This window comes from Kitasatospora sp. NPDC004669, assembly GCF_040609455.1.
GTDB lineage: Bacteria > Actinomycetota > Actinomycetes > Streptomycetales > Streptomycetaceae > Kitasatospora.
The window spans coordinates 79,953-99,268 of record NZ_JBEXKB010000001.1 but is presented as its reverse complement, the minus strand read 5'-3'; the positions used below and the strand labels follow the sequence as shown (position 1 = coordinate 99,268).

General features: G+C 73.9%; 13 protein-coding genes, 3 tRNA genes and 1 pseudogene. 7 read left to right on the top strand and 10 right to left on the bottom strand.

Annotation, left to right across the window (positions count from 1 at the left end; all coding sequences use genetic code 11):
• Positions 1-18 precede the first annotated feature (18 nt).
• Positions 19-3,426 (bottom strand): PAS domain-containing protein, encoded by a 3,408-nt coding sequence (locus tag ABZW30_RS00480; RefSeq protein WP_355668797.1) that lies wholly within the window; start codon positions 3,424-3,426, stop codon positions 19-21.
• Between the two features lie 177 nt (positions 3,427-3,603).
• Here ABZW30_RS00480 and ABZW30_RS00475 point away from each other — a divergent pair.
• The 3 genes from ABZW30_RS00475 (at position 3,604) to ABZW30_RS00465 (ending at position 4,041) form a co-directional block, all read left to right on the top strand.
• A tRNA-Ser gene (locus ABZW30_RS00475) sits at positions 3,604-3,694 on the top strand.
• Positions 3,695-3,856: 162 nt separating this feature from the next.
• Positions 3,857-3,932: transfer RNA gene (locus ABZW30_RS00470), tRNA-Arg, on the top strand.
• A gap of 33 nt (positions 3,933-3,965) precedes the next feature.
• A tRNA-Arg gene (locus ABZW30_RS00465) sits at positions 3,966-4,041 on the top strand.
• 50 nt (positions 4,042-4,091) lie between these two features.
• Here ABZW30_RS00465 and ABZW30_RS00460 read toward each other — a convergent pair.
• Both ABZW30_RS00460 and ABZW30_RS00455 read right to left on the bottom strand, forming a co-directional pair.
• Complete coding sequence (locus ABZW30_RS00460) at positions 4,092-5,294, bottom strand: globin domain-containing protein (protein ID WP_355668796.1); 1,203 nt, start codon at positions 5,292-5,294, stop codon at positions 4,092-4,094.
• A 15-nt stretch (positions 5,295-5,309) separates the two neighbouring features.
• Complete coding sequence (locus ABZW30_RS00455; protein ID WP_355669033.1) at positions 5,310-5,720, bottom strand: globin domain-containing protein; 411 nt, start codon at positions 5,718-5,720, stop codon at positions 5,310-5,312.
• Positions 5,721-6,062: 342 nt separating this feature from the next.
• Here ABZW30_RS00455 and ABZW30_RS00450 point away from each other — a divergent pair, with 342 nt between their 5' ends.
• The 3 genes from ABZW30_RS00450 (at position 6,063) to ABZW30_RS00440 (ending at position 11,499) form a co-directional block, all read left to right on the top strand.
• A complete protein-coding gene (locus tag ABZW30_RS00450; RefSeq protein WP_355668795.1) occupies positions 6,063-8,954 on the top strand; it encodes an Ig-like domain-containing protein in 2,892 nt (963 codons plus the stop codon).
• 272 nt (positions 8,955-9,226) lie between these two features.
• The gene (locus tag ABZW30_RS00445; protein ID WP_355668794.1) at positions 9,227-10,504 is read left to right on the top strand and encodes an SPFH domain-containing protein; all 1,278 of its coding nucleotides are present in this window, start codon (positions 9,227-9,229) and stop codon (positions 10,502-10,504) included.
• On the top strand, positions 10,501-11,499 hold the full coding sequence (locus ABZW30_RS00440) for a C40 family peptidase (protein WP_355668793.1): 999 nt from the start codon (positions 10,501-10,503) through the stop codon (positions 11,497-11,499). Before ABZW30_RS00445 ends, ABZW30_RS00440 begins: the two co-directional genes overlap by 4 nt.
• Before the next feature lie 58 nt (positions 11,500-11,557).
• On the opposite strand, the gene ABZW30_RS00435 is transcribed toward ABZW30_RS00440, so the two are convergent.
• Complete coding sequence (locus ABZW30_RS00435) at positions 11,558-12,511, bottom strand: aldo/keto reductase (protein WP_355668792.1); 954 nt, start codon at positions 12,509-12,511, stop codon at positions 11,558-11,560.
• A 143-nt stretch (positions 12,512-12,654) separates the two neighbouring features.
• On the opposite strand from ABZW30_RS00435, the gene ABZW30_RS00430 reads away from it, so the two are divergent.
• The gene (locus tag ABZW30_RS00430) at positions 12,655-12,855 is read left to right on the top strand and encodes a hypothetical protein (RefSeq protein WP_355668791.1); all 201 of its coding nucleotides are present in this window, start codon (positions 12,655-12,657) and stop codon (positions 12,853-12,855) included.
• A 100-nt stretch (positions 12,856-12,955) separates the two neighbouring features.
• Here the strand turns inward: ABZW30_RS00430 and ABZW30_RS00425 are convergent, their stop codons facing one another.
• The 6 genes and pseudogenes from ABZW30_RS00425 to ABZW30_RS00400 form a co-directional block, all read right to left on the bottom strand.
• Positions 12,956-13,963 carry an endo alpha-1,4 polygalactosaminidase gene (locus tag ABZW30_RS00425; RefSeq protein WP_355668790.1) on the bottom strand — a complete coding sequence of 336 codons (1,008 nt, stop codon included), beginning with the start codon at positions 13,961-13,963 and terminating at the stop codon, positions 12,956-12,958.
• 22 nt (positions 13,964-13,985) lie between these two features.
• Complete coding sequence (locus ABZW30_RS00420; RefSeq protein WP_355668789.1) at positions 13,986-14,681, bottom strand: spherulation-specific family 4 protein; 696 nt, start codon at positions 14,679-14,681, stop codon at positions 13,986-13,988.
• Positions 14,678-15,595 carry an NAD(P)-dependent oxidoreductase gene (locus ABZW30_RS00415; protein WP_355668788.1) on the bottom strand — a complete coding sequence of 306 codons (918 nt, stop codon included), beginning with the start codon at positions 15,593-15,595 and terminating at the stop codon, positions 14,678-14,680. The genes ABZW30_RS00420 and ABZW30_RS00415 overlap by 4 nt, the downstream gene beginning before the upstream one ends.
• 125 nt (positions 15,596-15,720) lie before the next feature.
• A pseudogene (locus ABZW30_RS00410) lies at positions 15,721-16,422 on the bottom strand (sugar phosphate nucleotidyltransferase); the annotation flags it as partial.
• A 73-nt stretch (positions 16,423-16,495) separates the two neighbouring features.
• Positions 16,496-17,488, bottom strand: a complete 993-nt coding sequence (locus tag ABZW30_RS00405; RefSeq protein ID WP_355668787.1) for an SDR family NAD(P)-dependent oxidoreductase — start codon at positions 17,486-17,488, stop codon at positions 16,496-16,498.
• A 101-nt stretch (positions 17,489-17,589) separates the two neighbouring features.
• Complete coding sequence (locus ABZW30_RS00400; RefSeq protein ID WP_355668786.1) at positions 17,590-19,149, bottom strand: hypothetical protein; 1,560 nt, start codon at positions 19,147-19,149, stop codon at positions 17,590-17,592.
• Between the last annotated feature and the right edge of the window lie 167 nt (positions 19,150-19,316).

Below are 19,316 nucleotides of genomic sequence, written 5' to 3'. Positions count from 1 at the left end.
ACCGGCCCTGTGCCGTGCTCAGCCCGCGGCGGCGACGCCCGCCTCGCCCATCGCGCCGATCCGCCCGAGCAGGTCGACGATCCGGGACTGGACGTCCTCGCTGTTCGAGCGCTCGGCGAGGAACAGCACCGTCTCGCCGGTGCGCAGCCGGGGCAGTTCGCGCGGGTCGAGGTCCACCGAGGTGTAGACCACCAGCGGGGTGCGGTGCAGCCGGTCGTTGGCGCGCAGCCAGTCCAGCAGGCCGACCCGGCGGCGGCGGATCCGGAACAGGTCCATCACCACCAGGTTGGGCTGCACGCTGGCGGCCCGGGCGACCGCGTCGTTCTCGTCCGTCGCGTGCTCGACGTGCATGCCGCGCCGCTCCAGGCTGCTGATCATGGCGGCGGCGATGTCCGGATCGCCCTCGACCAGCAGTACGCGCGGGGCGTGGTGCTCGCCGTCGCGCGGCGCGAGGGCGCGCAGCAGCACGGCCGGGTCGGCGCCGTAGGCGGCGTCCCGGGTGGCCTGGCCGAGACCGGCGGTGACCAGCACCGGGACCCGGTTGTTGAGCGCCGCGGTGCGCAGCGACTGCAGCGCGGTGCGGGTGATCGGGCCGGTCAGCGGGTCGACGAAGAGCGCTGCGGGGAAGCCGGCGACCTGGGCGTCCACCTCCTCGCGGGAGCGGACGATCACCGGCTGGTAGCCGCGGGCCTGGAGGGCCTGGTTGGTGGCCGGATCGGGCTCGGGCCAGACCAGCAGGCGACGGGCATGGGCCAGCTCACCGGCCGCGGCCTGCGGCTGCTCGGCCGGGGACGGTCCGTCGGCGGGCGGCAGCTCGGCCAGCGGGCGCGGCGCGGACCGCGCCTCGGCCGGTACGGGCGGCTGCGGCGGCACGGCGGGCACCGGCGGCGTGCCGAGCGGGCGCGGCGGGGCGAGCTCGGCCAGACCGCTGCCGACCGGGCGCGGGGCGCTCTGTTCCTCGGCGGCGGCGGGCAGCGCGGGCCGGGCGGGCTCCAGCGCGGTGCCGGGGCCCGGAGCTCCCGGGGAGTCCGGTCCGGCCGGGGCCTCCGGCCCGGGGCCGGGCGGCACCGAGAGCCGACGACGGCGGCCGGTCGGCGCGGCGGCCGGTTCGGGCAGGGCGGGCGCCGGACCGGCCGGCAGGGCGTGCTCCAGGCCCGGGTACACCGGGGCCTCGGGCATCCCGGGCAGTGCGAAGCCGCCCGAGGAGTCCTCGGCGGAGGGCAGGGCACGTCGCCGGCGCGGCTTGGCCTCGCCGCCGTCCTCGGCGGGTGCGTCGGCGGGCTGAGTGGAGGCGTCGGAGGGCGCGGGGCCGAGCGCGAGCGGCTCCCGGCCGCCGGGCCGGTTCTGCTGCGGGCGCCCGCCCTCGACGGGCACGGCGTAGGCGGGGCCGGAGCGGCCGTCGTCCTTGCCCCACGGGTCGCTCTGCGCCCCGTCCGGGCCGGCCAGGCCCTGGCGGCCGTACGCGGGGTCGTTGCCGGTGCCGTTCCACTGCTCGGGGACGGCCCGCTCGACCCGGGCGGGGGCGTTCGGCCACTGGTCGGCCTGGACGGCCGGGGCGGTGGTGGCCGCGGGGGCCTGCTCCTCGGCGGCGGGCCTGCCGCGGCGGCCGCGCCGCTCGGCCGGGGGCTCCTCGGCGGGAGCCTGCTCGGGCTTCGGGGCCTTGCCGCCGGACTGCTCGGATGCGGCGGCGGCCTCGGCCGGCTCGCCGCTGGTGGGCAGCTGCGGGATGCCCGGCAGCTCGGGCAGGACGGCGCTGTCGCTCTCCTTGGGCCGGTCCGAGCGGCCCTCGGCGGCCGCGCGCTCGGCGGCGGCCTTCGCGGCGGCCGGGTCCAGCGGCAGCTCGACCACGTACGTCGTCCCGGCCTTGCCGGGCAGCTCGTGGGGCTGGAGCACGCCACCGTGGCGCTCGACCACCGTGCGGGCTATCGGCAGGTGGACGGGGCTGCCGCCGATGCCGGGGCCGCGGATCTCGACCCGGGCGACCTCGCCGCGCTGGGCGGCGGCCAGCACCACGGTCGGCGGTTCGGCGGGCGTGGGCGGCGTGGGCGGGTTGCCCAGCCCGGGGACGGACAGTCCGGGGACGCCGAGGCCGGGCGAGGTGCCGGTGGGGGCGTCCAGCGAGAGGCCGACGCCGCTGACGTCGGCGACCAGGTGTGCGAGCGCCTGGGCGAGCCGCCGCTCGTCGGCGATCACCTCGACCGCGGCTGCGTGCACCGAGAAGCGCACCCGGCCCGGGCCGACCAGGGCGCCGGCCTCCTCGACGGCCCGGCGGACCACCTTGTCCAGGGCGACCGGCACCTGCTTGGCGGCCTTGCGCCCGCCCTTGCCGTCCTTGTCGCCCTTGCTGTCCTTGCCCTCCGCCGAGCCGCTCTCGCCGGCCTCGGAGCGCTGGTGTTCGAGCACGCCGTCGATCAGCTTCCCGAACCGGCGGCACTCCTCGGCGAGCCGGCGCAGGGTCCAGTTGGCCTCCGGCCAGAGCTGCCCCGCAGGGTCGGCGGCGAGCGCGTCCAGCCGCTGGTTGAGCGCGGTCAGCGCGGTGCCGAGCTCGCTCTCCAGGACGGCGGTGAGGTGCTCGTTGCGGGCGGTCAGGGCGAGCTCGCGGCTGCGGTCGGTGAAGGTCATCACCGCGCCGACCAGCTGGTCGCCGTCCCGGACCGGGGCGGTGGTGAGGTCGACGGTGACCGGACGGCCGTCCTTGCGCCACAGCACGGTGCCGCGCACCCGGTGCTTGCGCCCGGAGTTCAGGGTGTCCAGCAGCGCGGACTCCTCCAGCGCCAGCGGGGTGCCGTCGGCCCGGGAGTGCTGGATCAGCGGGTGCAGCTCGCGCCCGCCCAGCTCGCTCGCCCGGTACTCCAGGATGTGCGCGGCGGCCGGGTTGACCAGCACGCAGCGGCCTTCGAGGTCCACGCCGAGCACGCCCTCGGCGGCGGCCCGCAGGATCATCTCGGTCTGCTTGTGCTGACGGCGCAGCTCGGCCTCGACGCCGAGCCGGCCGGACAGGTCGCGGACCAGCAGCAGGAGCAGGTCGGAGGAGGACGGCGGGCGCGAGCCCTCGCCGTACGGGTCGTACGGCGCGAGCGGGGAGCGCGAGTAGCCGTCGTCGTCGGCGAAGTCGTTGCCGGAGACCTCGACCGGGAAGGTGGTGCCGTCGGTGCGGTGGGCGGTCATCCGGACCGGGCGGTCCAGGGCGTCGCCGTCGCGGGTGGCCGGGCGCATCGAACCTGGGATCCGGCTGGGGTCGAACTCGGGCAGGAGCCCCAGCACGCCCATGCCGACCAGTGAGGTGCCCGGCGCCTGCAGCGCCTGGACGGCCGCGCTGTTGGCGTCCACGACGGTGCCGTTGCTGTTCACCAGCAACAACGCGTCGGGCAGGGCGTCGAGTATGGCGGCGAGGCGAGCAGCGCCTCGGATCGGCCTGCTGCTCACGTCGACAGGTCTCCTCGGCTCAGGGCAGCTCCTCCGGAGGAGGCAGTATCTCATTCTTCTTTGCGGCGGGGACGACCCGCCTAGTAACGTTGGCGGTGGTTGGTGCCGAGCCCCAGGGTTGTGGCATCATCACTGACACACGGAACGGGTCCGCTCGCGCGGGCACGGTCCATGTGGGGAGGCTTCGCCTAGTCCGGTCTATGGCGCCGCACTGCTAATGCGGTTTCGGGGTTATTCCTGATCGAGGGTTCAAATCCCTCAGCCTCCGCAGCCGGGAGCCCCGTCGACGATCTTGTCGGCGGGGCTCTTCGCATGTCCAGGGCGTGATCATCGGCCGGCCCGGAGGGGTCGGATCAATCGATTTCGTCCTACGTCGCAGGTCATGTAATGTTGTCCCCGCAACGCCCCGGGGCAACATTCACCGGGGCGAGCGCTCATAGCTCAACGGATAGAGCACTTGACTACGGATCAAGAGGTTGCAGGTTCGAATCCTGCTGAGCGCACCAAAATATCCGCAAGATCGGGTTCGCCCGTTCCTTGCGCTCATAGCTCAACGGATAGAGCACTTGACTACGGATCAAGAGGTTGCAGGTTCGAATCCTGCTGAGCGCACCATCGAGAAGCCCCCGGCCGCCGGCCGGGGGCTTCTTCGTTCACGGTGCCGGTCACTCCAGCTCGGTCCGGTTGATCCACGGCACGTCCCGGTGGTCCAGGAACCAGTCCGAGCTGGTCAGCGGCCGGTTCCGGTTGAAGGTCACCGGCGCGGGGTCGTGCTTGACCAGCCAGGGGTCGGCGCCCAGGGCGAGCAGCAGTTCGGTGAGCTCGGCGACCAGCTCCGGCGGGCCGCTGAGGTGGACCTCCCAGTCGGTGAAGTCGCCGTGCCCGAGCAGCGTCTCCCGCAGCAGCGCGGTGGCCCCCGCCGGGTTCGCGGGGTGGTCCGGGGAGGCCGTGAGCACCCGCAGCCGGGGATTGCGGGCGAGCAGCCGCCGTACCGTGTCCAGGTCGTACTGCCCGGCCGCCGACCGGGCCGCCAGCAGCACGGTGGCCGGCCGCTCCGGCTGTTCGGCGGTGAGCTGCTCCAGCAGCGCCTTGGTCTGCCCCCAGCCGCTGCCCCCGGCCACCAGCAGCAGCGGCCGGTCCGAGGCGGGGGCGAGCACCGCGTCGCCGAGCGGCGGCCCGAGCCGCAGCAGCTCGCCGGGCATCACGTCCTCCACCAGGACGGGGCTCAGCAGCCCGCCGGGCACCCGCCGCACGTGCACTTCCAGGCTGCCGTCCGGGCGCGGCGCGTTGGCCAGCGAGTACGGCCGCCAGACCCGGGGCGTCCGGGGGCTGCTGAGCGTGACGTACTGGCCGGCGGTGAAGGGGTACGGGCGCATCGGGGCGAGGGTGAGCACGACCAGGTCGGCCGCGGCCCGGCGGCGGGAGGCGACCTCGACCTCCCACCAGACCGGGTGGTGCTCCGGGAGGTCGGTGGCGGCCTCGGTCATCACCTGGGCGATCACGGTGTAGGCCTCGGTCCAGGCCTTCTCGGTCTCCGGCGTCCAGGAATGGCCGGAACACTGCCGCAGCGCGGCGATCAGGCTGGCCCCGACGGCCGGGTAGTGCTCGGGCGCGGCCTGGAACTTGCGGTGGTCGCGCCCGAGCGCCCGCAGGTACTCGGTGAGCCGTTCGGGCTCGTCCAGCCGCAGCACGATCCGGGTGAGCGCGGCGAACAGTCGGTCCCGCTGTTCGTGCAGCTGGGCCGGGAAGAGTGAGCGCAGCCCGGGGTTGTGGTTGAACAGGTGGGCGTAGAAGAAGGTGGTGAGGTGGTCGGCGCGGCGCTCGACCACGGCGAAGCTGGCGCGGATGACCGCGGGGTCGAAGGGCACCGCGCCGCTCCCCTGCTAGGCCGACCGGGCTTCGGTGAGCGCCGTGCCCATGGTGTCGCTGACCACCGCGTAGACGGCGGTCCAGGCGGCCTCGGTCTCCTCGGTCCACTCGTCCCCGGCGTAGTGGGCCAGGGCGGCGAGCAGGCTCGCGCCGACGGCCGGGAAGTGCTCCACCAGCGTGCCGTACCCGGCGTGCCGCGAGCCCAGGTCGCGGAGCAGCCCGAGCACGGTGTCGGTGTCCTCCAGGTGGGTGACGAGCGCGCCGAGCGCGGCGAACAGCCGGTCCTGCTGCTCGTCCAGGTGCTCGGCGAAGAGGCCGCGGACACCGGGGGCGTGCTCGAACAGATGCCGGTAGAAGTATTCGGCGACGGCCGGGCCGTGCGGTTCGACGACCGCGAAACTGCGCTTGACGAGTAAGGGGTCCATAGTCACGGAGCCCGACTCTACTGAGCGGGTGGGTAATTCGAACAGAGTCCCCCGATGAATGGTCAGGCACCGGACGTCGGCGCCCGCCGGATCGGCCGGGATCTCCCATTCCGCTCGTTCGGACGGGTTCGTCCGTTCGGGTGGGATCTGTTGCCGCCCGATGGATGAAAGCAGCCGTTCGGGGTGCATCCCGTCCTGCCGGCCGGATAGCCGCCAAACGGGTGGGACACGGCCAAAAGCACAGGTGTCGCAGTATGGCTGGTCCGGGGTCGTGATTCCGTTTTGTCGGATCTTGTGCCCGGACTGCCCGCAACCCGGCAGCCGACCGCGAAGGAGAGCCGGATGAGCCGACAGTCCCCCCGCACAGCTGCCGCCCTGGCCGTTCTCGCGGCCGGGCTGCTGACCGGTTTGAACGCCCCGCTGTCGGTGGCCCGACAGTTCCCCGATGTCTGGTCGGGTGAGCACCGGGCGGTCCTGCCGTCCGGGCTCTCCGTCCAGTTCGATTTCGCGGCCGCGCCCGGTGTGAGCGTCACCGCCGAGCCGGGGCAATTGGCCGACCGTTCCGGAGGGGGGCATTCCGCTGCGGTGTACGCGGACGGAATGCGCTCGGGGAGCCCGGCGCAGGCCTTCGGCCTCACCCAGGACCGTCCGCAGGCGGACGGTTCCTGGCGCACCGTCGGAACCCTCCGGCTGAGTTTCTCCCGACCGGTCCGCAATCCCCGGCTGCACCTCAGCGGGCTGGCCGCGGTCGCCACCGGGAAAACCGGCACCGCCACCACCGCGGCCCGGCTGACCCTCACCGGCGGCTCGCCCGCCGCTCCCACCCTGGTCGGCCGCACCGACTGGCCCGGCTGGACGGTCGACGCCGGCTCCCTCGCCCCGAGCGGCGCCGACGGGGCCTCCTACGGCGCGGCCGGCTCCGCCGCCGAGGGCACCCTGGAGCTCGTCGGGACGGTCCGCACCGCGGTGTTCCGGGTCGAGCAGCGCTCCACCGCCCGGGCCGGGAGCACCACCGCCCCGCCCGTGCTGCGCCAGGCCTACACCGTCACCGTGGACGAGGACCTCGGCACCGCGCCGCAGGCCTACGGCAACGCCTCGCACGTGGTCTCCGACCTCTTCCTCGGCACCGACGCGGCCACCCCGTCCCGGCGCGACCGCGGTCGGACCGCCACCACCGCGACGGACGGGGGGCCGATGGTCCAGCTCGACCACGGGGCGGCCCGGCGCGCCAACCCCTTCGCCGGCCCGTACGCCGGCCCGCCGCCCAAGCTGCAGCCCGGGCGCGGTGAGTACCAGGGCGCCGACCCGTCGATCGACTTCCCCACCGAGGCCGCGATCGGCCACTACTACCGGGTCACCGTCCCGGTCGCGGTGAGCGACCAGCCCGCGACCCTGGCCGGCTGGATCGACTTCGACCACAGCGGCCGGTTCGACCCCGCCGGCCGGGTGCAGACCGAGATCCCGGCGGGTGCCGATACCGCGACCCTGGAGTGGACCGTCCCCTCCGGCGCCGCCTCGGGCGAGACCTGGACCCGGCTGCGGATCGGCCGCGACACCGGCCAACTCGTCGCCTCCGGCGGCTTCGCCGACTCCGGGCAGGTTTCCGACCAGCGGATCAAACTGACCGTCGGCGCCGCGCGGCCCGAGATCGCCGCGCCGGTCGACGGCACCGTGCTGGCCGGTGCCCGCCCGGAGATCCGCGGCGAGGGTGCGGCGGCCGGGGCCTCGGTGGAGATCCGGGACGGCGACAGCACGCTCTGCAAGGCCCGGGTCGAGCACGGCGGCGACTGGTCCTGCCGCCCCGGCGGCGCGCTCCCGGCCGGCCCGCACAGCCTCACCCCGGTGGAGACCACCAGCGGGGGAGCGGTGCTGCGCGGCGAGGCCGTCAAGGTCACGGTGAAGACCACGCCGCCGGCCGTGCCGGTGCTCGCCCTCCCCGCCGACACCAACGATCCGGGGCTGCAGCTCACCGGCACCGGCGAGGCGGGCAGCACCGTCTCGGTCACCGACCGGTCCACCTCCGCCGAGCTGTGCAGCAGCGCGGTCCGGGCGGACGGCGCGTGGTCCTGCCTGCCGGTGGAGAACCTCGCGGACGGGAGCCACCGGCTCGCCCCGGTCGCGGTCGACGCGGCCGGGAACCGGACGGAGGGGCAGGCGGTCACGCTGGTCGTCGACACCGTGCCGCCGGACAAGCCGGTGCTCACCTCGCCGGCTGCCGGGGAGGTGCTGAAGGTCGGCCGCCCGAAGCTCAGCGGGCGAGCCGAGCCGGGCTCCAACGTGCTGATCACGGCGCGGGCGAGGGCTGCGGAGGCGGGCGAGCGTACGGTGCTGTGCGGCGCGGCCGTGGCACTGGACGGGAGTTGGACCTGCAGCGCCAACCGGGATCTGACGGACGGGGAGCAGCGGCTGACCGTCACGGTGACCGACCTGGCGGGGAACGGGACCTCGGCGGACCCGGTGCGGGTGCGGGTCGCCGCGGCGGCGGCGAGCCCGGTGGCGACGGGTTCCACGGCGCCGGGTCCGACGGCCGCGAGTTCGGCCGCTGCGAGCCCTGCGGTGCCGAGCCCGACGGTGTCGGCTCCGGCCGCGTCCGGATCCGCACCACCCGGTCCGGTGGCGTCCGTTGTGCCGAGCCCGAGTGTGACGGTGCCGTCGTCGTCGCCGAGACCCACGGCCACCGTCACGGCCACGTCCGCACCCACCTCCGTGCCTGCAGTGACGGGTGCCGCCGGGTCGCCGAGCCCGACCAGGGAGGCGGCGCCCGAGGTGCCGGTGTTCGTGCCGGTCCCGCCGGGGCTGCTGCCGATCACCGTGCCGTCGGTCGTCGGGGCCCCGGCCACCTTGACGGTGGCGGTGCCGTCCGCTCCGTCCGCGTCCACCACGCCCGCCGTCTCGACCCCCACGACCCAGGCAACCCCCTCGGCCCGCCCGACGGCCCCGGCCATACCCGCTGTCTCCGCCCCGCCGACCCGGAGCGCCTCCCCGCCCGGCAGCCGCCTGTCCGCGTCGGCCGCTGACCAGGGCGGATCGGAGGCGGACCGGCCCAGTGCCCGGCCGCTGCCCGTGCCGCCGCCCGCAGAGACGGAGTCGGCCGAGGCGGAGCGGGGTCTCGCCGGTCAGCCCCGAAAGGCCCGCTGGCACGGCGCGCTTGCCGGGGTGCTGCTGGTGCTCACCGGATTCGGGCTGATCGCCCGCCTGGTGTTCGCCCGTGGACCCGGTGCCCGACGGCGCTGACCTGTGCCGAACCGTCCCGACCATCCGCTCATGCGCCCGGCTCGCTTCGTTCGCCAGGGGCATTCGCCCACACGCACCTTTCGATGACTCGCTCGCTTCGCTCACTCATGTGTCTGCACGTCAGGTCGGCTTTGGATGATTCGTCAGTAGATGTCGACACACCTCACCTCAAATGTCGCATTTGATGACGTATGAACTTAGCCTGACTTCTGGCACTGCCCGTCAGATCCGGGCCGCCCGTTGCGCGACACACCGACCCAGAGGATCCGTGCATGGACGTCACCCGCGATTCTTCGCAGCGACCCGACAGCCTGCCCGAGGCGCTCCTTCCGGCTCTGCCGGAACGCTCCGCCTCCGATGCCGGCCTGTTGGTCGAGGTCTCGACCGTGAAGGAGGCCAAGGCCGCCAAGCCGGTCGTCCCGGCCGACAACGGCCCGGTGACCGCTCCGCTGGCCGTCGTCCCCGGCCAGTCCCCCGCCAGCCCCGCTGACCTGCGGGACCCGCTGGAGACGGCCGCTCCGGTGACCGTCGAACTCCCCGCCGTCGTCGGCGCTCCCGCCGTCGTCGGCTCGCGCCGCCCCCCGCGCGCCGACCAGGCGCTGCGTGAGCACACCGCCACCGCCCTGCCGGGTTGGGTCGCCCTGCTGGTGCTGCTGCTGGGCCTGGCCGGCATGGGGTACGTGCTGCTGCGCACCGGTGCCATCCCGCACTGGGAAGCGCTGCCCGAACTGCGCGGCGCCGCCGCGGAGGAGAGCGGCCGGGCCGAGGTGGACGCCTGGGCGTTCGCCGCGGTCAGCGCGGCCGGTCTGCTGGTGGTGCTCGCGCTGGCCGGTCTGCTGGCGAACGCGGGCGGCGAGACCCGGGTGCTGACCCGCTGGGGCCGCTACCGGGGCACGGTGCGCAGGACAGGGCTGGTCTGGGTCAACCCGCTGCTGCGCCGTCGCCGGGTGGACGTGCGACTGCGGCACTGGCGCAGCGAGCCGGTCAAGGTGGTCGACCGCACCGGCACCCCGATCGTGGTCCGGCTGCTGGTCGTCTGGCGGGTCAAGGACACCGCGCGGGCGATGCTGGGGATCGAGGACCACGAGAGCTACCTGCGCGAGCAGGTCCAGGCGGTGCTCACCCGTACCGCGTCCACCCTGCCGTGCGACAGCAACGCGGCGCCAGGGCCCGCGCTGCGCGACGGGCAGTGGTTCGCCGACGAGATGACCCGGGCGCTGGCAGCCGAGGCCGCCCCGGCCGGCCTGGAGGTCTACTCGGTGCAGCCGCTGGCGCTGGACTACGCGCCCGAGGTCGTCGAGTCGATGCGCCGCCGCCGGCTCGCCGACCTGGACGCGGGCCTGCGGACCGTACTGGTCGACGACGCGGTGGAGGCCGCGGCGCTGGCCGTCCGCCGACTGGAGCGGGCGACCGCGCACGAACTGGACGAGGCCGCCCGCAGCGCGCTGATGGAGCAGCTGCTGGTCGCCTTCGTCGCCCCGGCCGGACTGGCCGCCTCGGTACCGCACCCGGCCGCCCGGGCCGGGCGGAAGGAAGGACGACCCGCATGAGGATAGCCACCGGCGCGTACGCCGACCTCGGCACCGACCTCGACGCAGACTCCGGTCTGATCGGCTTCGAGGAGCGCCTCGGCAGCATCCCCGCGATGACGGGCTGCGGCTGCCCGAACTGCGCGGCCCGGCCGCGCACAGCGCGCGGTGCGGCGGCGCCCGGTAGCAGCCGAATAACCGGTAGCAGCCGAATAAACCGCGCCGTGCGGAGTACCTGCCTGGCCACCACCGTGCTGGCGGCCGCCGGCGTGGTCGGCCTGACGGCCGGTGCCGGGTCCGCGCACGCCGCGGCCGGCCGGCAGGGCTGGGACGGTTCGAAGTACTGGTTCAAGAACAGCAGCGGTGAGTGGCGCTGGACCAGCCACCACGGCGTCTATGCCAGTCGCACCGGGCAGTCCGGTGGCTCCGGCGGCTCCGGTGCCAAGGGCGTCTCGAACGGCTCGGCCTCCTCCTGGGGGCTGGGCCAGGGCTGGGACGGTTCGAAGTACTGGTTCAAGAACAGCAGCGGTGAGTGGCGCTGGACCAGCCACCACGACGTCTACGTCAGCCGCACCGGGCAGTCCGGCGGAGGCTCGGCCCCGGCTCCCGACCGGAGAGGCAGCCGTCCGTCCTCGGACGACACGTCGTCCGCAGGGAGCACGGAGGCGGCGGTCGACTACGCGCTCGCCCAGCTGGGCAAGCCGTACGTCTGGGGCGGCGACGGCCCGTCCGGCTACGACTGCTCCGGGCTGGTCCAGCAGGCCTACTGGCGCAGTGGGATAAGCCTGCCGCGGGTGGCCGACGACCAGTACGCGGCGACCACGTCGATCGGCGCGGGGCAGCTGCGCCGCGGTGACCTGGTGTTCTGGTCGGACAGCGGCCGGGCCTCGGGGATCCACCACGTGGGGATCTATCTGGGCGGCGGCCAGTTCGTGGAGGCGCCCCGACCGGGCAAGACCGTGCGGATATCGACGTTCACCTCGGGCTACTACCCGACCCACTTCGGGCGGCCGTAGCACCGGAAGACGACACCGGGCCCCGACGGCGCTCCGCTGTCGGGGCCCGGTCGTGTGCTCACTCGGAGGCGGCGTTCAGCAGGGCGGTCTGCTCCGGGGTGAGCCTCAGCGCGGTGGCGGCCAGCAGCGGCGTCAGCTGGTCGACGGTGCGGGCGCTGGCGATCGGGGCGGCGACCGTCGGGCGGGCGGCGAGCCAGGCCAGGGCGACGGCGGCCGGCGTGACGTCGTGCTCGGCGGCGACCGAGTCCAGCGCCTCCAGCACCTTGGGGCCGCGCGGCTCGGCCAGGTAGCGGGCGGCGCCCTCGGCGCGGGCGCTGTCCACCTCCGGGCCGCCGGGGCGGTACTTGCCGGTCAGGAAGCCGGACGCGAGGGCGTAGTACGGCACGGTGGCGAGGCCGTGCTCGGCGACCGCGTCGGCCAGCGGGCCCTCGAATGTTCCACGGGAAACCAGGTTGTAGTGCGGCTGGACCGCGACGTACTTGGCCAGGCCCTCGCGCTCGGCGAAGGCCAGCGCCTCGACCAGCCGCTCGGCGGAGATGTTGGAGGCGGCGACCGCGCGGACCTTGCCCTCGCGGACCAGTCCGTCCAGCGCGGTGACGAACTCCTCGACCGGGGTGTCGTCGTCCCGGTGGGTGTAGTAGAGGTCGATCGACTCCACGCCCAGGCGGCGCAGCGAGGCCTCGGCGGAGGCCTTGATGTTGGCCGCGCCCAGGCCCTTCGCCTCGGGGTGCATGCCGACCTTGGTGGCGATCACGATGTCCTCGCGGTTGCCGCGGCTGCGCAGCCAGTCACCGAGGACGGTCTCGGACTCGCCGCCGGTGTTGCCCGGGGCCCAGGCGGAGTAGACGTCGGCGGTGTCGACGAAGTTGCCGCCGGCGGCCGCGTAGGCGTCCAGCACGGCGAAGGACTGCTGTTCGTCGGCCGTCCAGCCGAAGACGTTGCCGCCGAGGGACAGCGGGTAGACGGACAGGTCGGAGTTGCCGAGGCGGACCCGGCTGGGGTTTCCGGTCATGTTCGCAGTCAACCCGATTGTGTGGGAACGCATTCCGGGAGTCGCGAACCGTTCACACACCCGTCGCACGTCGGGGCGGTTCGTCCGTCGGGGGATGGGTCCGGGGTGTGCCTGAGGTGGGCTGATTCGTTAGAGTCCGTGCCATGGCTGACAACGACTACGACCCCGCCGGTAGCACCCAGATGTTCCGGGCGTTCGTCGACGAGACCCCGGCACCTCAGGCACCGGGCTCCGTCTCCACCTACGGCAACAGCAACAGCGGCAGTCGCACCGGCGTGATCGCGCTGATCGCCGTCGTCGCCCTGGTCGTCCTGGGCGCGGTCATCTGGCTCGCGGTCAAGTGACCCTCACGCGGGTGACCCCGATCAGGGTCACCCGCGTGACGGGTGGCACCGGCCGCAGGGCCCGTCCTCGAACTCCCGCCCGCGGGGCGACACCGGGGCACTAGCAGGGCTTGCGCCAGGCGTTGAGGTCGAGTTTCTTCTGCATCGAACTGAAGCCCAGCGACTTGGCCTTGGCGCAGAACTGGTCCGTGTCGAGCTTGTACTCGACGTGGAACACCGCCTTGCCCGCCTTGATGAAGGGGGAGACCCGGTCGCACTCGTCGAACTGCGTGCACTCCTCGTTGACCGCGAAGTCGAAGTCCGGCAGCAGCGCGGGGATCTGGTCCAGGTCGTTCTTCAGGCCGATGGCCAGGCCGCGCTCGTGCGCGAGCTGGGCCAGCATCCGGTTGTACGCGAGCTGGTCATCGGGGGTCAGCGGGAAGCCGCTGTTCTGGTTGTAGGCCTCGATGGTGTCCGGCTCGATGGCGTCGAAGCCCTTGCTCTTGCACATGTCGAAGCGGGCGGCCATCAGCGGCTTCAGCTGGTCGAGCTTGCGGATGTCGAACCACTTCTCGCCCTTCCAGCCGGTGTCCGAGCCCTGCAGGGCCTTGGCGAAGGCGTTGGAGTCGGGGCGGAAGTCCTCCCAGGAGCCGGCGTTGATGTAGCAGATCACCTTGCGGCCCTTGGCGTGCAGTGCGGCCACCACCGAGGAGTCGTTCTCGAAGCCGTCGATGTCGTAGACCGGGACGTCCACCGACTGGTCCACGGTGCCGCCGAGCTGCCACTGCCAGGCGAGGCCCGGGGTGGGCTGCCAGCGGGCGCCGGCCGGGGGCGGGGCGGTGGCGCCGGGCGGCGTGCTGCCGCCCGGTGGGGTGGCGGGAGCGGTGGTGCCGCTCGGTGTGCCCGGGGCGGTGGTCGCGCCGGGGGTGGCGGGCCCGGTGCTCGTGGTGTCCGGGGCGGACGGGGTGCCGGGGGTGCTGGGCGCGGTGGCCGCGGGCGAGTTGCTCGGGCTGTCGTCGGCCGAGTCCTGGTCGTCCTCCGAACCCGAGCTGCTGCACGAGGTGACCAGCAAGGCGGTGGCGGTGGCGAGGGCCAGGGCGGCCGGCAGTAGCCGGGTACGGCGGTTCACGGTAGTCGGACTCCGGATCAGGTCAGGTCAGTTCGGCGGCGGTCAGACCGTACGGCAGGGTGCACCAGGGGTTCTCGCCGGCGCCCGGGACGGCGCAGCCGACGCCGGCGCGCCGGGCGGTGATCAGTGCGGAGGCGTCCTGGGCGGCGTCGGCCGGGACGTCGTAGACCAGGTGGCAGAAGCGGGAGGCCGCGTGGCGGCCGGTCCACAGCGGCAGCGTCATGGCACGGTAGGTGTCCCAGTCGCCCTCGAAGGTGACCAGCAGGTCGGCCAGGCCGACCTCGGCGTAGCCCGGGTCCGGGTGCTCGCCGTGGCCGAACACCACGGTGCCGCAGCCGGCTGCCCGGGCGGCCGTGGCCAGCCGCCGGTAGTGGGCCAACGCGCCCGGGTGGGTGGCGACTTGGTCGAGGTACACGCCGGTGATGCCATGGCGCTGGCGGTACGTCAGGATGTCGGCCACCACGGCCGCGTGCGGCCTGCGGCCGTAGTCGGTGTCGGCGTAGCCGACCAACGGCAGGCCGGCCGCGCGGAGTTCGTCGGCGGCTTCCGCGAAGACGTCGTCCGGGACCTCGCCCGGACCGTCCGCGAGGTTGAGCACCACGGCGGCGATCCGGGCGGGGTCGGCGGCGGCGACCGCCCGCCAGGCCGCCGGGTCCACCGCGGGGTGGACGTACAGCGGCACCAGCAGGCGGCCGTCGGGGGTGGTCCCGGCGGTCATGCGACCACCGGGGTCGGGATGGGCTCGGCGGTGCTGAGCCACAGGTCGCGCAGGGTGTCGGCGAGGTCCGTCTCCGGGTGCCAGCCGAGCTCCCGGGCGGCGGCCGACACGTCGGCCTGCTGCCAGGAGACCGCGGCCGAGCGTTCGGAGCCGGCCCCGCTCTCGTCGATCCGGCCGGTGAAGCCGGCCGCCGCGACCAGTCCGTCGGCGATCGCCCGGACCTGACGGGCCCGCCCGGAGGCGAGGTTGAGCACCCGGGGGAGCGGACCGTCGGCGGTGACCGCCAGGCCGACCGCCGTGGCGATGTCCCGGGCGTCCACGAAGTCGCGGTAGGCGGAGAGGTCCCCGACCGTGATCACACCGTCGGCGCCCTCGGGCGCCACCCGCCGCAGCTCGGCGGCCAGCCGGCCGGGCAGCGAGCCCGCCGGGGCACCCGGGCCGACCGGGTTGAACACCCGCAGCACCACCGCGTCCAGCGGCGAGCCGGCGACCGCGAGGGAACCGGCCAGCTTGGTCGCGCCGTACACACCGACCGGGCGGGCGTCGGCCTGCTCGGACAGCGAGTCGCCCTCGGCGCAGACGCCGTACTCGCCGGCCGAACCGATGTGCACCAGACGGGCCTCGGGGGCGCCGAGCTGCAGCGCCTCGCAGAGCACCGCCGGGCCGCGGGCGTTCACCTCGGCGAGTTTGACCGCGCTGCCGGCCACCGCGCCGGCGAAGTTGACCACCACGTCGGGGGCCAGCGCGGCCAGTTCCTCGCCGAGCGGGCCTGCCTGGGCGGTGCCCAGGTCCAGCCGGAGGTCGTGGGCGGGCCGCCGGCCCGCGGTCAGCACGGTGGCCCCGGGCAGTGACCGCAAGACGGCGGAGGCGTGACGGCCGAGGAAGCCGTCGCCGCCGAGCAGCAGTATCCTCACGCGGCCCGTCCGTCGCTCTCGGCGCCCGCGGCGACGGACTGCTCGACCGTGGCGTCCGGGGCGGTGCGGACGGCCGGGATCGGCAGCTCCGCGAGGCCCGGCCCGGTGCCGGTCGACTCGAAGGGCATCAGCACCGGGCGGATGCCGGCGAACTCGGCGTTGGCCCGGTCGTAGTCGTCCGGGCGTCCGATGTCCAGCCAGTAGCCGCCGAAGTCGTAGGCGGCCGGCGGGGTGTCGGCGGCCAGCAGGTCGAGCACCAGCTCGTCGAAGCCCAGCGGCAGGCCGGGGGTGTACTTGGCGAGCGCCGAGCGCGAGACGCCGTACACGCCCATCGAGACGCGGTAGTCGATGCTGGGCTTCTCCTGGAAGCCGGTGATGCTGCCGGAGTCGGTGGTCAGCACACCGAAGTCGATCTTCACCTGGCGGGCGTAGGTGGCGATGGTCAGCGGGGCCCCGGACGCCTCGTGGTGCTTGAGCACCCCGGCGAAGTCCAGGTCGGTGAGGATGTCGCCGTTCATCACCAGGAAGTGCTCGGGCAGGCGGTCCTGCATGGTGAGCAGCGGGCCCATGGTGCCGAGCGGGCTGTCCTCGACGGCGTAGCCGACCCGCAGGCCCCACTGGGAGCCGTTGCCCACGTAGGCGCGGATGATGTGGCCGAGGTGGCCGATGGCCAGGGTGACGGTCTTGAAGCCCGCGGAGGCGAGCTGACGCATCACGATCTCCAGGATCGCGTGCTGGTCGCCGATCGGGACGAGCGGCTTGGGAAGCGCGGTGGTGTACGGGCGGAGGCGGACGCCCTTACCGCCGGCCAGGATCACTGCGTGCATGGTGTTTCCCCCACGGAAAGGATGTGTAGGACACGAACCTTGGTTACCAGGACGAGCATGATCGTTAAGGCGCTCAGACGTTGTAGATGTCGGTCTTGTAGCGGGCCAGGTTGGCCGGGTCGCGGAAGAACTCGATGGTCTGCTCCAGTCCCTGCTCCAGCGTGAACTGCGGCGCCCAGCCGGTGGCCTCGCGCAGTCGGGTGGCGTCCGCGACCAGGCGCATGACCTCGGAGTTGGTCGGACGGATGCGCTGCTCGTCCTCCTTCACCACCAGGTCCACGCCCATCAGCTTGCCGACCAGGGTGACCAGGTCGCCGACCGAGATCTCGCCGCCGGTGCCGGCGTTGAAGGTCCGGCCGACCACGGCCTCGGCGGGCGCGGTGCCCACCGTGCGGAAGGCGTTGGCGGTGTCCTTCACGAACATGAAGTCACGGGTCGGGCGCAGGTCGCCGAGGGTGATCTCGGTCTGGCCGGCCGCGACCTGGGCGATCACGGTGGGGATGACGGCGCGCATCGACTGGCGCGGGCCGAAGGTGTTGAACGGGCGCAGGGTGACGACCGGGGTCTCGAAGCTGGCGTGGTAGCTGTCGGCCAGCCGGTCCCCGCCGGCCTTGGAGGCGGCGTACGGGGACTGGGTGTTGATCGGGTGGTCCTCGGTGATCGGCACGGTCTGCGCGGTGCCGTAGGTCTCGCTGGTGGAGGTGTGCACCAGGCGGGGGATCTCCAGGTGGCGCACCGCCTCCAGCACGTTCAGGGTGCCGGTGACATTGGTGTCCACGTACGAGTGCGGCGCGCGGTAGGAGTACGGGATCGCGATCAGGGCGGCCAGGTGGTAGACCGCCTCGGTGCCCTTGACCAGGCCGTTGACCGAGCCCGGGTCCCGGACGTCGCCGAGGACGATCTCGACCGAGTCCAGCACCTCCTCGGACAGGGTCTCCAGCCAGCCGAAGGAGGAGAAGGAGTTGTACTGGACCATCGCGCGGACGTGGTGCCCGTCGGCGACCAGGGTCTCGACGAGGTGGGAGCCGATGAAGCCCTCGGCTCCGGTAACCGCGACGCTGCTCATGCGGGATTCGCTTTCTCGATTTCGGGGGACGGCCGGGCGCTCTGTGGTGGCCGGCCGGTGGTGTCTCGGTTGAGGCTGGGCCCCTCAGCGATGCTGAGGAGTCAGCGGTGTTGGGTGGTGCGGCCGAGCACGGGCCCGGCGATGGCGGTGAGGACGAGTGCGGTCGCCCCGCAGCCGATCAGCTGCAGGACGATCGGGTCCGCACCGGTCAGCAGCCCGGCGCTCTCGGCGACCGCGGCGGCCAGACAGATGAGGGCCGTGCTCCAGCTGAACCCGAAGGCGTTCAGCAGCAGCGCCAGCCAGAGCGAGCCGCCCAGGAGCAGGATCGCGCCGAGCTGCGGCACACCGAGCGAGGGGGCGCCCGGCCACAGCACGGTCGCGGCTGCGTCCAGTGCGGCCACGGTGGTGAGGTAGATGAACAGGCAGCCGAGCAGGATCCCGCCGGTGCGGCGGGTGAACTGCCCGGTGGTGTGGCTGGTGCGCAACGCGGCGACGGCCATCGCCCGGTAGCGGAACAGCAGCCACTCGGCGAGGCCGAGACTGAGCGTCAGCGCGATCATGGCCGGACCGGTGGGGGTGGTCTTCAGCTCGTGCACGGGGTGGCCGTGCAGGCTGTGGGCCGCGGTGTGCGCGGCGTGGGAGGAGGCGCGCACCGCCTGGTGGATGGTCTCGCCGAGGCCGGCGATCAGCGTCAGCGCACCGCAGGCCAGGCCGAACAGGAGGTGGGGGACCTCCTGGCGGATCGGCAGCTTCAGCTCCACGCCGTCCCGGTCGCCGCCGCGGACGGCGACCAGCAGCTCCCGGACGGCCAGCCCGACGGCCAGCGCCAGCGAGGCCAGCAACACCACCGTACGGACCAGCTGCGGGACGTCCACCGCCAGCACCACGCCCGCGCCGACCGAGGCCGGGGCCAGCGCCACCAGGAGGAACTTCTCCCGGCCGAGCACCAGCAGCACGGTGGCCGCGCCCAGGTAGAGCGACTGCCCGGCGGCGAACCACAGCGCGCCCAGCGGCCCGCCGACCAGGTACGCCGCGGCGGCGCCGAACAGCGCGCCGACCGGTGCCCCGACGGCCAGGCAGACCGCGGCGTCCCGGCGGCGCAGCCGGCTCAGCCAGCGGTACGCGCGGTGCGCCAGTGCCTGGTTGAAGCCCCAGCTGACCAGCGTGGCGATGGACAGCGCGAGCATGCCCGAAGGCAGCCCGAAGCGCATCCGGGCGGTCGCGAACAGGTTGGCGCCGAGCAGGTAGCCGAGCCCGGGCAGGGCGAACACCAGGCCGCGCACCACGCAGCGCCAGGGATCGGCCCGCCAGGGGTTGGCGAACTCGGAGCTCGGGCCGGGGTAGCGGCGCTGGACCTTCTCGAACAACTCCTCGGCGACGGTGAACGCGTCGGGCCGGCCGTACAGCAGGGCCGCCTGCTCGTCGGAGAGGCCGTCGGACTCCAGGAAGGCCGCGATCTCGTACGGGTGGACGGCGTCGGCGCAGATGTCGTGCAGGCGCTCGGCGAGCTCGTCCAGCGGGTCGGCGGAGAGGCCGAGCTGCTCCACGGGTTCGGGCTCGACGGAAGGGGCGGGGCGGCGGCGCTTCAGCGGCAGGGTGCGCAGCTGCATCGTCCGCTCGGCGCCGCCCTCGTCCGGAACCAGACGAATGGGACCACTCACGCGCCCACCTCGCTGCGCTCGGCAGCCGCTTCGCGGTACACGCACCTGTCGATGGCTCGCTCGCTTCGCTCACTCACGCGCCCACCTCGCTGCGCTCGGCAGCCGCTTCGCGGTACACGCACCTGTCGATGGCTCGCTCGCTTCGCTCACTCACGCGCCCACCTCGC